We start from the raw sequence: 12828 nt of genomic DNA, 5'->3' as shown, positions 1-12828 counted from the left end.
GAAGGTATCGGCTGAGCCCGGGTGCGCAAGGGGGCAGTGGCTCTGGAGCAAGAAACCAGAAGGGGCCGAAGGGTAAGATCCATTTGCTTCCTCGAGAACCCAGTCCCCTGGGGATTCGGCCTGTTTGCGCAGGTCGTCGCGCCATCCATCCCACAGGTCGCCTTGATGCCCCGTTCGTCACGGATGGATTCCCGCCCGCCGAACGATTCAGGTCGAGGTCGTCACGTCCGTCTCACCGGCAGCCACAGCCCCGTGGTGCAACCACGCCAGGCGATCGAGCTGCGCGCCTACGTCTTTCTCGACTCGCTGCAGCCCCAGCTGGCCGCCTACATGGGCACGGTGTCCCAGGGCTTCCTTCCCATTCCCGGCGATGCCTGCCTCTGGCTGGAGGTGGCCCCGGGCATGGCCGTGCACCGTCTCACCGACATCGCCCTTAAGGCCAGCACCGTGCGCCTCGGCCAGAAGGTGGTGGAGCGCGCCTTCGGGTCGCTGGCCCTCTACCACCGGGATCAGAGCAGCGTGCTGCTCTCCGGCCAGGCCGTGGTGGAGGCGATGGGCACCACGGTGGAACAGCGCGGCCGCTGCGAGGTCACCTGGGAGGAGATCATCCGAGCGATCACCCCCGACCATGCAGTGCTGATCAACCGCCAGAACCGGCGCGGTTCGATGATCCAGGCCGGCATGAGCATGTTCATCCTCGAGACCGAACCGGCTGGCTATGTGCTGATCGCAGCCAACGAGGCCGAGAAGTCGTCGAACATCACCGTGGTGGATGTGAAGGCCGTGGGCGCCTACGGACGACTCACCCTGGCGGGCCGCGAAGGCGATATCGACGAAGCCGCTGCAGCAGCATTGCGGGCGATCGAGATCATCAACCGCTGAGTTGAATCGGGTCGCCAGCTACGCAGCGTTCAGGCCCAGTACCCGGGGCAGATCAATCGCCAGAGCGCGCAGGGCCTTGGAGCGGCTGCCGAGCTTCTCCAGCTGATGGGGGGGCATCTCAGCGAGGGTGCAGCCCGCTTCCCGCACGTGCAGCAGCCGGTTGTAGCCATAGCCGGCGGCGGCCACAGGCTGGCGCAGGATCTCCCCACGACAGATCCCCTCGGCTTCGAGGATGGTGCTGCCGCTGGGGTCGGCCACGGCCAGGGCAGTGATCAGGGCGGCGCTGCGGTAGGGGGTGTCTCCCATCTCCCCCAGCAGGCGGGCCATGCGCTGCTCATCGCCCTGGGCGTAGCGAGCCGAGTACACCCCCGGGGCGCCACCGAGGACATCCACCGCCAGGCCCGAGTCATCGGCCAGAGCCCAGCGGCCGGTGATCCGGGCCACGGTTTCCGCCTTCAGCCGGGCGTTCTCGGCGAAGGTGCTGCCTGTCTCCTCCACCTCCAGCCCCTCGGGCTGGGAGGTCACAACCAGCTCAAGCGGGGCCAGCATGGCCTCCATCTCGCGGATCTTGTTGCGGTTGCCGCTGGCGATCACCAGCACAGGCCTTGGCACAGCCGCTCAGCTCTGGGTGGCCAGATGGCGGGATCCCTGCCTGGGCACGGGACCGTCGCGGTCTGAGCGGAAAATCAGCTCCAGGTCGCCGGCGTGTTCGGGAAGGAGGGAGATCAGCTTGGTGAAGGCCTGCAGGGTCTGAGGAGCACCTTTGATCATCGTCTCGGAGCTCATCAGCACCACATCCAGCTCGGGGCCATCGGCCTGGGGCTGCACATCGGCGAAGATCTGCACCACCATTCCGTGGGGAGGAACTCGCATCACGGCACTGAGGTGGGACGGACCCTGGTGGTCGAATTCGGGCTCCAGGCGCTCCAGGGCAGGCATCAGCTTGGGGATCAGCTCATGGCCCGCCGCTGGCCCCCGGGGCTTGAGCACGATGATCAGACGAGCCATCTCCGCCGCTGCGTTCGAGGCCCGCATCCTTGCGCAGCGCCGCCCCTCGCTTGCCCTCACTGTTCCCCCTGACAGCTGATCGCCAGCTCAAATCAGGAGGAGCGTGCGGGGCATTCAGCCCTGGTGGAAGGCTGGATTGAGCCAGCAGCGAGGCATTGCCTCATCCGAAGGGAACACCAGCTCCGTTTTGCTGAACGCCTGAGGTTCCTGGATTTCTTCGCCCGCATGGAAGCGTCCGGTCACTGAGCTGGAGAAGGGGTCCATCAATTGCTTGATGTCGAGCACTTCCACCAGGCTGGAGTCGGGACGGAATTTGAGAAACATGGGCCCTCCGTGGGATCTGTCTCTGCTGTAGATCCGCCCCGGCCATCTGGAGCGTCAACGTGGTGGAGCGTCACCGATTGAGCGGGCGCCGCGCAGGGAGCGCCGTTGTCCCCAGGCTGCGGCGGCAAACACCGCCGCCATCACCAGATAGCCCAGGGCCCACTCAGCCCCTGTGCCCCAGCCCAGGTTCAAGACGGTGTCGGCGGTCGTGAAGCGCCAGGCATGGATCAGCCCGAACCAGGAACCGCCGCTCGCCAGAGCCGCGCAGGCCGAGGCCGCCAGGAAGCGCTGCTCGATCACGTACACCAGCAGGGCCGAGAGCAACATGGCCGCCACGATCTGGCCCTGCTCGAGAGCAAAGGCTCCGGCCGCCCAGACATCGGCCTGCTGCAGCGGCAGCAGCAGGGCAGGTCCGAAGGGTTGCCCTGGCCCGCCGGCACCGCCGGCCCGCAGTCCGGCCTTGAGCAACAGGGCACCCCAGCCGGCCAGCCCGGGGAGCAGGCCCAGCACCACTGCTGGGGCGTGGGCCGCGGGTGTGGCCTGGAAGCTCTGGGCGGCGATGACGATGCCGATGTAGAGCACGATGGCCATACCGGCCTCGATCGGCAGCAGCTGGCCCACGAGACCGAAGAGGCCGAACAGGCAGCCCAGGCCCATCAGCAGCCCGTTCAGCCAGGAATAGCCGATCCGGGCACCCATGCCTTTCCAACCGGGATGGCCGATGTAGATGGTGGTTGGGAAGCAGGAGCCCAGCAGCGCCGCCGCGATCGTGCCCACACCGTTGATCAGCAGCGATCCCTTCACGGGGTAGCGGTCGCCGGCGGCTTCGGCGCTCTCCAGGTTCTGAAGCGAGCCGAGGATGTTGAACAGGCCCATCGGCACGATCACGCCGATCCAGGGCAGCAGCTGGTCGCGGGCCTGCCAGAGCGCCCCCAGCTGAAACCTGGGAAGGTGCCAGCCGATCTGGGCGGCATTGGTCTGCCAGCTGACTGGATCGAGGCGCAGCAGGCCGGTGGCCGCCGCCAGGGCGATGCCGAGCAGCACCGCCAGCAGCCCGCCGGGAAGCGGCAGGCGCAGGTTGCCGTAGTAGGTGAGCAGGATCACCGCCAGTACCGCCAGTCCCACCACGGGATGGGCATAGGTGCGCAGCAGGAAGCCGAGGGCGATGTATCCCAGGGCGATGCCGGCCAGGGTGGAAAGCAGGGCTGCTCTCGGCAGCCAGCGCCGCAGTCCGCCCACGCACCAGGCCCCCGCTGTTTCGATCACTCCCGAGCCCAGGCAAGCCATCAGTCCTGCCTGCCACGAGAGCCGCACGGCGTCGGCGTCGCCCACACCCTGGCCCAGGGCCGTGAGCTTCACCGGCAACATCACCAGGAACACATAGGCGAACAGGCTGACCGTATTGATGCCATAGGGCAGGGCGGTGCGGTCGCAGCGGCGCTCCAGCCGACCGAGCCGATGGGCCTGCCAGGCATAGGCGGCATTGCCCACCACCAGGCTCACGCCGGTGGCGGGCAGGATCACGCCGAAGATCAGGCCATCGGGGTACCCGAGCACGCCCCGGCAGAGGCTGAGGATCAGCAGGATCTGGATCAGGTTGTCCAGTCCGAGTCCGAGCAGCCCATCCCAGTCGCCGGGCACCAGCCAGCGGGGTCCCCTTTCGTCCATGGCCCTGGCCCCTTGCTCGCCCCATGATCCTGAAGACGGAACCGGGTGCTGTGAACCCTTGTGACCCTGGCGGTCCCACGCCCCTTTCATCCCTGAGCTTCAGGGCTGGAATCCCGCCCGAAGGGCCGTGATGGAGTTTGTGCTGGCGCTGCTCGCCCTGATCTGGTTCAGCTTCCTGCTGCTGGTGCTGGCGGTGCTGGGCCTGGGCTGGCTGCTTAACAGGGGGCGGCGAGGGAGTGCGGGAGGCGTGATGGCGGCAGAGCTGCTGGAGCTGCTGGAGCGGCTCGAGGCACGGCTGGAGCGGCTGGAGGGGCTGGATAAGACCGAGCGGTTGGAGCGGCTTGATCAGACCGAGCAGTTGCAGCTACTGGGATTGGAGGCGCGGCAGCGACCTGAGACTGGTGCCGGCTCAGCCGGAGTGGGGCCGCCGAGGCTGCCGCCGCTGGCGTTACCCAAGCCCTCCGCTCCACTCCCGCCTTCCGAGCCTCCCGCCCAGGGGCGCTCGTTGGCCAGGCGGCTGGAGCGGGGCATCGAGAACTGGACTGGACGGCTGGGGGCCGCGGCAGTGGTCGCCGGGGTCACCTTTCTGCTGCTGCACAGCGCCTACCGGCTGGAGCCCGCCCAGCGGTTCCTGCTCACCCTGCTGGCGGCGGCGGCCCTGGCTGGACTCTCCCTCTGGCTGGCCCGCCGTCCCAGCTGGCGGGAGCTCTCCGAATGGATCCGTAGCGCCGCCGGGGCGATTGTCCTGCTGGCCTGCGCCGCGGCAGGGGGATTGCCAGGCCTGGGGCTGCAGTGGATCGACCAGCCTCTGCCCGCTCTGGCGATTCTGCTGCTGGGGATCGGTCTGAACCTGCTGCTGGCCTGGCGATCACGGCGTCAGGCCCTGGCCGCTGCCCACCTGGTGTTCTCACTGGTGCCACTGGCAATCGTGCCCCCCTCGGCGATGGCCCTGGCCATAGCCAGCGTCATTGTCCTGATCGGCTTCGCCCTGGCCCAGCGTCGCCGCTGGGATGGGGAGCTGCTGATCGTGAGTGGGGCCGCGGCGCTGCACCACTGGGTCTGGTATGTCCAGACCGATCTGCCCTTCCGCAACGAAGGCCTGCGCCCCGCTGGGCTGGCCGCTGCCGTGGTGGTGTTCGGTGCCGGCGTGCTGGTGGTGCATGGACACCGGGCCAGACCCGCCGCCTTCAAGCTGCTGCCCCTGCTGGCCCTGCTCACCAACTGGCTGGCCCTGGCACTCGCCTTGCTGGCCTATCCGGCCAGCCCGTGGGGCCGTGCCTTCGGCTGCGGCCTGGCGGCTCTGCTGGCCCTGGCTCTCGCCCGCCGCGCCAACCGCACCGGCGAGGTCTGGTTGCAGCGGGGCGAGCAGTTGATCGCCCAGTCGTTGGTGATCAGCGCGCTCTTCAGCCTCGGACCGCTGCTGGCCAACGGACTCGTGCTGCTCCTGGCCGTGCTGCTGGCCTGCCTGGTGTTTCTGCGTCTGGCCGGTGCCGGTGGTGATCTCTGGTGGCCACGGATCAGCTGGGGTCTGAGCCTGGGCTTCGGAGTGCTGCTGGCGCTTGTGGGCCTGATCCCGTCGATCGGACCGAGCAGCACCCAGAACGCCATCACCCTGCTGCTGGGAGCGGCGGCAGCCCTGGCTGCCTCAGTGGATCTCGCCAGGGCAAATCCAGACAGACCCCAGGCCCGACCCAGGCCGAGCCTGGGCTGGCTCAGTGCTGGGCTGGTGGTCAGCGCGGGGGTACAGGCCCTGGCGGGCGGTTGGATGGAGTGGCTGGCGCTGGTGGCGCTGGGCGCCATGGTCGTCCTGGCGAAGCGGCTGCAGGCCCCAGGGGTGTTGGCGGGAGCCCAGGCTGCCGGCCTGGTGGTGCATGGCCTGGCCTGGCTGAATCTGCTGCTGAGCGCTCCCTGGCTGCCCGCTCCCTTGAGCCTGCGCCTGCTGCCCCTGCTGTTGCTGGCGGTCCTGCTTTTGCTGCAGGCCGGTGCCGGTGGGAGGGCCCGCCAGTCGGCCATCGTGCTGCTGGCTGTGGATCTGGGACTGGCCGCCCAGCTCCTGCTCGCTCCGCTCTCAGCACTGCTGCCGGCCACGGCTTGGTTGTTGCTGGCGCTGCCCCTGGCGGATCTGGCGGCCCGGAGCTCGGCGCGGAGGGCACGAACTCTGTTGCTGGTGGGTGCGGGGTACCTGCTGATGGTGCTGGTGGTCTGGCCCGTCTGGGTGCTGCCTTCAACAGCGCGGCTCGGGGTGATGCTCTGGAGATGGCCGCTGGAAGGGCTGGGTCTGGCGGTGCTGCTGCGCTGGTGGCGAATCAGCCAGCATCAACCCCTGAGCACCTACCCCGGCTGGAGGCGTCTGCGCTCCTGCCTGCTGGAGGCGGTGCTGCTGAATCTCAACCTGATCGTGCTCTGGGAGCTGTCCCCTGCGGCGCGGACCCTGGCCTGGGCCGGGTTGGCCCTGCTGTTGATCAGTCGTCATGGCAGACGCTTCTTCGGGTCACGGGGTGGGCTCTATGCCCTGCCGATCAGCTGGCTTGGCCTGCTGCAGCTGGTGCTCGCCCTGCGTCGCCTGCGCCTCGATGGCGGCGACTGGGGCGCGCCCGATCAGCTGCTGATCGGGCTGGCTGTGCTGTTGCAGATCGCTTTCGTGGTGCTGCAGCACCGGCAGGCTCCCAGGCAGGCCAACGGACCTGCACAGGCTCTGGCTCTGGCTGGTCCCTTGGGCCTGCTGCAGCGGCTGGAGAGTCAGCGGCTCGTGGCCATTGATCTGCCGATGCTGGCGGGGCTCGCCCTGGCGATCTACTGGCGCTTTGATGCCGGAGTTTTGACGTTGCTCTGGTCGGCCCAGGCCTTCCTGGTGTTCTGCCTGGGGACCTGGTTGCGCAACAACCCCCTGCGCCATCTGGCTCTGGCGGGGCTGGGGCTCTGCTTGCTGCGGCTGCTGCTTATCGACCTTGCCGGGGCTGACCTTGGCCTGAAGGGTGTGGTGTTCGTGGGGGTGGGAGTCCTGCTGATCGGGATGAACGCCCTGGTGAACCGCTACCGCGACCGCTTCGGTTGACCCACCCCAGCCGGAGTGAGCCCAGTTGCTCAGCGGTGCTTGATCAGCTCAGCCAGTGGATAACGCACCTTCGCGAGGCTGGCGTGCTTGTCGTCGGCGCTGCGGTAGCCGGCGGCGCAGACCACGCAGCTGCGGTAGGGGGTGCCATCAAGGGAAAGCAGGCGGTCGTAGTCGGGCGGGGAGAATCCTTCGATCGCACAGGTGTCCACACCGAGCAAGGCCGCCGCCGTCATGAACGTGCCCAGGGCGATGTACACCTGATTGCTCGACCACGCCTCGATCTAGATGCTGCGGGGCCCCGACACCAGGTCCTTGTGCATCAGCTCGCGGTAGCCGGCCAACTGCTCCGGTGTCTGCCCCCGCACATCGGCGGTGGCGGTGATCAGGCGGTCGAGATCACTCTCCTCGATCTGGCGTTGTGCCAGGAACACAACGGCTTATCGTGTGAAGAAAACCTTAAAAGGGTCAGCTAAGCCGCCGGAGCTTGTGCCAACCTCGATGCCGGCACAAAGGCCCCTGGGGCCTCCACTCAACCGCCTGTCAGCACAGATGGAGCACGGTTCTTTCACTGACCAAGCGACCTGGCTGAAAATTTCCAGGGTCGAAGCGTTGCGCAGCCGTCTGCAACATCTCCGCGAACGGCTTCAAAGCCAGATTCAGAGCCTGCCACTGGGCAACGAGGGTTGGCTCAACACCGAGCGGGAACTGAATGCTGCCGAAGCAGCCATGTCCGAGCTGGGCGACTGGCGACTGGGCTGAATCAACCCATCTGGCGTCTGCAGAGAAACTCCTCCCGGGAGCCCACAAGCAGGTTGAAACTGGGGTGATCAGGATCAGCAGCAAACCAGAACCACTTGCCATCGGAATAGCTGGGAGTGCCGCTGGAGTTGCTGCGCGGCAGCTGCAGGCTCAGCTCGCGCCAACGCAGAACAATGAATGCTCCGGGGGCTGTGCCGCTGCTGGTGTTGGGAATACCCACCGCGTCAACGGCACCGGCATGGAGTTCCGCCACCAGGGGATCACCGGCGCAGAGGTATTGCTCCAGCGGAGCTGCCCAGGCCGCTGACACAAAAGAGCCGCCCAGGTAAAGGGCGGCCAGAAGAGAGACAAGAAATCTCATCACAATTCAGATGCAAAGCCGAGGGCTGAGCCTGGCTCGGATTGAGCCAGGCTCTTATCAGCCGATGCCGAGCAGGCCGCGGGTGAAGGCCTCGCCACCCAGGGCGAATTCGGTGGCCAGCAGGGCGATGAAGCCGAGCATCGCCATGCGGCCATTCAGCTTCTCGGCGCGCTCATGGAAGCCCCAGCCACTCTCGGCGCTCACCACTTCCATGCGGGGCTCGGTGGCGAAGGCATTGAGGCGACCACCGTCTTCGGTGGTGACGGTGGCGCCGCGGATGGTGGCGCGCTCAGTTGCGTTCACAGGAGCCGAGTTGGGGGCGGTGGCGGTGGCTTGGGCCATGGGGTGTCGGATGTTGATGAAGTAACCGTAACACAATATTGCGGATTATTACAGTCGCCCTGGTTCCGTCGGCTCGCCATCATCAAAGTCAGATCCCACCATCCCGCACGTGTCCGCCCCATCCTCCAGTTGTGATCTGGTCGTGATCGGCAGCGGCCTTGGCGGGCTCTGTTGCGCGGGCCTGGCTGCTCTCCATGGCCTCGATGTGGTGGTGCTTGAGGCCCACGATCGTGCCGGCGGAGCCGCCCATGGCTTCGAGCGGCGCGGCTTTCAGTTCGAATCGGGGCCGTCCCTCTGGAGCGGACTTGGCCGCTGGCCCAGCAGCAATCCCCTGGCCCAGGTTCTGCGGGCTCTTGGCGAAACGGTGCCGGTCGCCACGTATCACGACTGGGGTCTGCTGCTGCCGGAGGGCGCTCTGCGGGTCGGTGTGGGCCCCGAGCCCTTCCGCGCCACGGTCTGCGAGCTGCGGGGGATGGCAGCCGCCGATGAATGGAGCGCTTTCATGGCCTGGCTCCGGCCCTACAGCGAGGCCGCCCTGGCCCTGCCCCTGCTGGCGATGCGCCCGGGCCTTGGCATGGCCGCCGTGCTCGGTGCCCGCCGCTCCGCCCGGCTGGCGCGGCTCGCCCCGAGGCTGGCCGCCCTGGGCGGCGCCTTCGGGCCGATGGCACGCCGCCACCTGCGCGATCCCTTCCTGCTCCATTGGGTGGATCTGCTCTGTTTCCTGATCTCCGGCCTGCCGATGGATCAGACCAGCGCCGCCGCCATGTCGACCCTGTTTGCCGATTGGTTCGATCCCGGTGCCTGCCTTGAGTACCCCCTCGGCGGCAGCCCTGCCGTGGTGGCCGCTCTGGTGCGAGGCCTGCAGCGCCACGGCGGAGCGCTTCACACCAGCTGCCCCGTGGCCGAGATCACCCTGGAGGGGGGTGCCGCCCGAGGGGTCCGCCTGGAGGACGGTCGGTTGATCCGCGCCCGCAGGGGAGTGGTGAGCAATGCCAGTCCCTGGGACACCCTCGCCCTGCTGCCGCCCGGATCCATCAACGCTCGCTGGCGCCAGCAGCGGGCATCCACCCCGGCCTGCGCCAGCTTTCTCCACCTGCACATGGGCCTGCGCGGTGAGGGGCTCGAGGATCTGCCGGTCCACCACGTCTGGGTGGGCGACTGGGAGCGGGGCATCGGTGCCGAGCGCAACATGCTGGTGCTGTCGATGCCCTCGCTGCTGGATCCCTCCCTTGCCCCCGAGGGTCACCACGGGCTGCACGGCTACACCCCCGCCAACGAACCCTGGGAGCTGTGGCGCGACCTGGAGCCGGGAACGGAGGCCTACGAGAGCCTCAAACGCGAACGCTGCGCCCTGTTCCGTCAGGTGTTGGGCGGGATCGTGCCCGACCTGGAGGAGCGCCTGGTGATCGAGCTCCACGGCACCCCCCGCACCCATCAGCGCTTCCTGCGGGTGCATCAGGGCAGCTATGGCCCCGCCCTGGGGGCCGACCAGGGTGTCTTCCCCTCCGGATCCACCCCGATCGAGGGGCTCAGCCTCTGCGGAGCGGGCGTGTTTCCTGGCATCGGCGTGCCGCCGGTGGCCGTCAGCGGGGCGATGGCCGCCCATGGCTTCATTCCCATCTCCCAGCACCGGGCTCTGCTGGAGAACCTTGAATTGCTCAGGGCCTGAGCCCAGGGCACGTACTCTGCCCCCAGTGCGACAGATCAGCGGGTGCTGAAGGTCAGTGACAACAGGGTGGACGAATTGAAGGCCCTGGGCTGGTCGCCCGAGGACCTCAGGAAGTACGCGGATCTCTGGGAGTACCGCCAACGCTGGGGTGCGATCAACCTGGAGCGGGAGGACCGGGTGTTCCTGCGCCAGGCCGAGGCGGCCCTGCCCCGACCGGCTGACCATGGCAAGGGTGGAGGGCGCAAGACGATCCAGGAGAAATCCCACTACCGCTGGCTGGCTGCCCAGCTGGAGGCCATGCGCAGCAGCCCCGTCGAGGTGGGTCTGGAGAACGGCCGCATCGGTGCCTGGCCGATCGTGCTGGAAGAAGAGCTCCGCGCCCTGGCCTACTACGCACCGGTGCTGGGCCTGCCAGACACCCTCAAGGCCAAGGCCATCACGCCCGTCCGGGAGCGCTGGATCGAAGCCGCTGCCGCCAGTGGCGAAACCCTCTCCTTTGATTTCCCCACGGCGCTGGAGGCCATCCGCCAGAGCGGCACTTCCAGCTGGAAGTCGCTGCGCTCTGAAACGGTGGAGAACCCCATGAGCTACCCGGTGCTTGATCCGGAAGCCGCTGCCGGCTTCCGCGCCATGGTGCGCCAGGAGGTGCTGGCACTGACCCGCAGCACATTCCCATCCCTGGCCGACACCAGCAAACCGGAACCACCCGACGACTGGCAGCCCAGCCGCTGAGACTCAGGCGGAACCAGGCCATGACCCGATCATGCTGACGATCATGCCCATGGGTGATTCGATCACCCATGGTTTCAACGTTCCAGGTGGCTACCGGAAACCGCTCGACGAGCTGCTGCGCGCCTGGGGCTTGCGTCCCGATTTCGTTGGTCGCTATAGCCAGTCAGGTGACACAGCATCCGACCGCGACCACTGGGGACGGCCCGGCTGGGGGATCTCACGTACCGATGCAGTGATCGGCGGCAGGAATTACGTGTCGCTTCAGGCCAACGAAGGACCTCAGGGCGCGATTCGCGACGGACTGTTCCAGGATCTGGATCAAGCCATCAGCACCACTTACTTCTCCAGAGAGCAGGAGGCGATCAATGTGCTGCTGCTGATGGTCGGCAGCAACGACATCGTCCACCAGGTGGTGGAGCGACGGGATGGAGCGGTCGCCGCCGGCGACCGCAACAACGATGGCCAGGGGGAGCAGCAGAACAGAATCGGTGAAGCCGCCATCGATCGTCTCAGGGCGTTTCTCGATGAAGTGAACCGCCTGGCCAGCCGGGAGGGGCTTCAGCTGGAGTTGATCGTGGCCACCATTCCCGACATCACCCAGGCCTGGAACCGGGATCGCCTGAAGGACCCCATCAGTTCCGTGATGCTCCAGGAACTGCGCCAGTACAACGACTTCATCCGCGACACCCTGCCGGATCTGCGTTATTCCCAGTTGGGCTTGCGAGTGGTGGATCAGTTCAAGGCCGTCGGCAACGATCTGATCGATGGTCTGCATCCCTCGAGTCAGGCCTTCGGACGCATGGCCGCCACCTGGGGCGAGGCCATTGAGCAGGTGATCAGGGAGCGGGCCCCTGCCCCGATGCCCATGCCGCTGGTTCATGCCCTTCGGGTGAACGAGGCGGGGGAGCTGGCTGTGGCGCCTGGCGATGCAGCCATCAGCGGTGTCGAGCTCAGCGGCGATGCTGTGGCCAACGACTCGCTGCTGGGCAGCGCGGAACTCGATCAACTCAGGGGCCTGGGCGGTCACGACACCCTGAGGGGCCTGGCAGGGGATGACCGCCTGTTCGGCAACCAGGGCGATGACCTGATCCTGGGCAATGGGGGCAACGACTACCTGGTGGGAGGCAAGGGCGATGATCTGATCCGCGGTGGCCGGGGCCGCGATCTGATCCACGGCGGGCTCGGCTCCGATGTCCTCTTCGGTGGTTTCGGAACCAATGTCTTTCTCTCGTCAGTCGATGGAAACGCTGACACCCTGGTGATCAGCAGTGATCAATTTCTCGCCAATCCGTTCGATGCAGGTGCAGCCAACAACCTGCTGGGGGGGAAAGTGGATGTGATCGAAGCGATCGACGACCTTGACCGGATCGTGATCCTGGGGGTGGACTCAGCCGATCTTTCTCTGGCACCCACCCGCATCACCGACTCCGGCGGACGCGGCCTCGAGGGTGTGGGGATCTTTGCCCGCGGCAGCCTTGAGGCCCTTCTTCTGGGCAGCAGCCTTGAGGATTCGACCCTGACCAGCCGGATCAGCGGGGTGATCGCCGAGGAGGCTCTTTTGCTGGGTTAAGCCAGGGGGTCGGATCGGCCTGAGGGTTGGAATCGGCCTGGCAGGCTTGCGTCAGCAACCGGGGGCAGCGGGCGGGGTTTCGGCTGCGGGGTGGGCTCCAGCAGCAGGCGCACGATCACCACGGCCAGATTGACAGCTATCAAGGCAAAGGCCAGCGCGCCGACTCCGGCCAGAACCCGCAGGCCCAGAGGTCGGGAGGGCGCATCGGCCAGCTGGAGGTCGTCGGGATCCTGGGGCATTCAATGGAGCGGCTCGGGCATAGGAAGCGCGCCTAGGAGGCTGTTGCACGAATAATCCGTGAGCTCCGCCGTGACAACCCTGCCGTGGCTCGGACCTGCTGCGATTCCACCGTCGGCACTCCGAGTTTAGCCCCTTTATCTGTTGGCAGCCCCCGGTGGCTCGAGCCGAGGGACAGGGTGACTTTTATGTGACCGCCCAGCTGAATTTGAACAACTACT

Annotated in this window: 15 protein-coding genes; 6 read left to right on the top strand and 9 right to left on the bottom strand. The window is 67.1% G+C overall.

What is annotated here, in order from left to right; all coding sequences use genetic code 11:
- Positions 1 to 183: 183 nt before the first annotated feature.
- Entirely contained in the window at positions 184 to 882 is a 699-nt protein-coding gene (locus CJZ82_RS16195) for a BMC domain-containing protein (protein WP_094556785.1), read from the top strand.
- 18 nt (positions 883 to 900) lie between these two features.
- Here the strand turns inward: CJZ82_RS16195 and rdgB are convergent, their stop codons facing one another.
- The 4 genes from rdgB to CJZ82_RS16175 all read right to left on the bottom strand — a co-directional run bounded on the left by rdgB (position 901) and on the right by CJZ82_RS16175 (position 3882).
- A complete protein-coding gene (gene rdgB, locus CJZ82_RS16190; protein ID WP_255381007.1) occupies positions 901 to 1482 on the bottom strand; it encodes an RdgB/HAM1 family non-canonical purine NTP pyrophosphatase in 582 nt (193 codons plus the stop codon).
- 18 nt (positions 1483 to 1500) lie between these two features.
- A complete protein-coding gene (locus tag CJZ82_RS16185) occupies positions 1501 to 1890 on the bottom strand; it encodes a hypothetical protein (protein ID WP_143593724.1) in 390 nt (129 codons plus the stop codon).
- A 114-nt stretch (positions 1891 to 2004) separates the two neighbouring features.
- A complete protein-coding gene (locus CJZ82_RS16180; RefSeq protein WP_094556782.1) occupies positions 2005 to 2214 on the bottom strand; it encodes an acetyltransferase in 210 nt (69 codons plus the stop codon).
- 54 nt (positions 2215 to 2268) lie between these two features.
- Positions 2269 to 3882, bottom strand: a complete 1614-nt coding sequence (locus CJZ82_RS16175; RefSeq protein WP_094556781.1) for a permease — start codon at positions 3880 to 3882, stop codon at positions 2269 to 2271.
- Between the two features lie 130 nt (positions 3883 to 4012).
- Between CJZ82_RS16175 and CJZ82_RS16170 the strand changes: the two genes are divergently transcribed.
- Complete coding sequence (locus tag CJZ82_RS16170) at positions 4013 to 6937, top strand: hypothetical protein (RefSeq protein ID WP_094556780.1); 2925 nt, start codon at positions 4013 to 4015, stop codon at positions 6935 to 6937.
- A 29-nt stretch (positions 6938 to 6966) separates the two neighbouring features.
- Here the strand turns inward: CJZ82_RS16170 and CJZ82_RS19190 are convergent, their stop codons facing one another.
- Both CJZ82_RS19190 and CJZ82_RS19185 read right to left on the bottom strand, forming a co-directional pair.
- Positions 6967 to 7218 (bottom strand): nitroreductase family protein, encoded by a 252-nt coding sequence (locus tag CJZ82_RS19190; protein WP_255381015.1) that lies wholly within the window; start codon positions 7216 to 7218, stop codon positions 6967 to 6969.
- The gene (locus tag CJZ82_RS19185) at positions 7219 to 7368 is read right to left on the bottom strand and encodes a hypothetical protein (protein WP_233130329.1); all 150 of its coding nucleotides are present in this window, start codon (positions 7366 to 7368) and stop codon (positions 7219 to 7221) included.
- Positions 7369 to 7381: 13 nt separating this feature from the next.
- Between CJZ82_RS19185 and CJZ82_RS16160 the strand changes: the two genes are divergently transcribed.
- Entirely contained in the window at positions 7382 to 7696 is a 315-nt protein-coding gene (locus CJZ82_RS16160) for a hypothetical protein (protein ID WP_233130328.1), read from the top strand.
- A gap of 1 nt (position 7697) precedes the next feature.
- Here CJZ82_RS16160 and CJZ82_RS16155 read toward each other — a convergent pair whose 3' ends face one another.
- Entirely contained in the window at positions 7698 to 8057 is a 360-nt protein-coding gene (locus CJZ82_RS16155; RefSeq protein WP_094556778.1) for a hypothetical protein, read from the bottom strand.
- A gap of 57 nt (positions 8058 to 8114) precedes the next feature.
- Complete coding sequence (locus tag CJZ82_RS16150; protein WP_094556777.1) at positions 8115 to 8399, bottom strand: high light inducible protein; 285 nt, start codon at positions 8397 to 8399, stop codon at positions 8115 to 8117.
- A 109-nt stretch (positions 8400 to 8508) separates the two neighbouring features.
- On the opposite strand from CJZ82_RS16150, the gene CJZ82_RS16145 reads away from it, so the two are divergent.
- The 3 genes from CJZ82_RS16145 to CJZ82_RS16135 are packed head-to-tail and all read left to right on the top strand — an operon-like array spanning position 8509 to position 12370.
- The gene (locus CJZ82_RS16145; RefSeq protein WP_094556776.1) at positions 8509 to 10068 is read left to right on the top strand and encodes an NAD(P)/FAD-dependent oxidoreductase; all 1560 of its coding nucleotides are present in this window, start codon (positions 8509 to 8511) and stop codon (positions 10066 to 10068) included.
- Between the two features lie 42 nt (positions 10069 to 10110).
- Complete coding sequence (locus CJZ82_RS16140) at positions 10111 to 10800, top strand: hypothetical protein (RefSeq protein WP_094556775.1); 690 nt, start codon at positions 10111 to 10113, stop codon at positions 10798 to 10800.
- Between the two features lie 43 nt (positions 10801 to 10843).
- Complete coding sequence (locus CJZ82_RS16135; RefSeq protein ID WP_158218612.1) at positions 10844 to 12370, top strand: SGNH/GDSL hydrolase family protein; 1527 nt, start codon at positions 10844 to 10846, stop codon at positions 12368 to 12370.
- On the opposite strand, the gene CJZ82_RS16130 is transcribed toward CJZ82_RS16135, so the two are convergent.
- Positions 12367 to 12609, bottom strand: a complete 243-nt coding sequence (locus CJZ82_RS16130) for a hypothetical protein (protein WP_094556773.1) — start codon at positions 12607 to 12609, stop codon at positions 12367 to 12369. The two genes, CJZ82_RS16135 and CJZ82_RS16130, sit on opposite strands and share 4 nt — an antisense overlap.
- Between the last annotated feature and the right edge of the window lie 219 nt (positions 12610 to 12828).

The organism is Synechococcus sp. 1G10, from assembly GCF_002252625.1.
Lineage (GTDB): Bacteria > Cyanobacteriota > Cyanobacteriia > PCC-6307 > Cyanobiaceae > Regnicoccus_A.
This window is presented reverse-complemented; position numbering and strand designations above follow the sequence as displayed.

What these genes read in the sequence shown, in the direction of transcription:
- CJZ82_RS16135 (WP_158218612.1), top strand. Translation starts at nt 10,844, where the DNA reads ATGCCCATGGGTGATTCGATCACCCATGGTTTCAACGTTCCAGGTGGC.
- CJZ82_RS16180 (WP_094556782.1), bottom strand. Translation starts at nt 2,214, where the DNA reads ATGTTTCTCAAATTCCGTCCCGACTCCAGCCTGGTGGAAGTGCTCGAC.
- CJZ82_RS16130 (WP_094556773.1), bottom strand. Translation starts at nt 12,609, where the DNA reads ATGCCCCAGGATCCCGACGACCTCCAGCTGGCCGATGCGCCCTCCCGA.
- CJZ82_RS16185 (WP_143593724.1), bottom strand. Translation starts at nt 1,890, where the DNA reads ATGGCTCGTCTGATCATCGTGCTCAAGCCCCGGGGGCCAGCGGCGGGC.
- CJZ82_RS16170 (WP_094556780.1), top strand. Translation starts at nt 4,013, where the DNA reads ATGGAGTTTGTGCTGGCGCTGCTCGCCCTGATCTGGTTCAGCTTCCTG.
- CJZ82_RS16150 (WP_094556777.1), bottom strand. Translation starts at nt 8,399, where the DNA reads ATGGCCCAAGCCACCGCCACCGCCCCCAACTCGGCTCCTGTGAACGCA.
- CJZ82_RS16155 (WP_094556778.1), bottom strand. Translation starts at nt 8,057, where the DNA reads ATGAGATTTCTTGTCTCTCTTCTGGCCGCCCTTTACCTGGGCGGCTCT.
- CJZ82_RS16195 (WP_094556785.1), top strand. Translation starts at nt 184, where the DNA reads ATGGATTCCCGCCCGCCGAACGATTCAGGTCGAGGTCGTCACGTCCGT.
- CJZ82_RS16175 (WP_094556781.1), bottom strand. Translation starts at nt 3,882, where the DNA reads ATGGACGAAAGGGGACCCCGCTGGCTGGTGCCCGGCGACTGGGATGGG.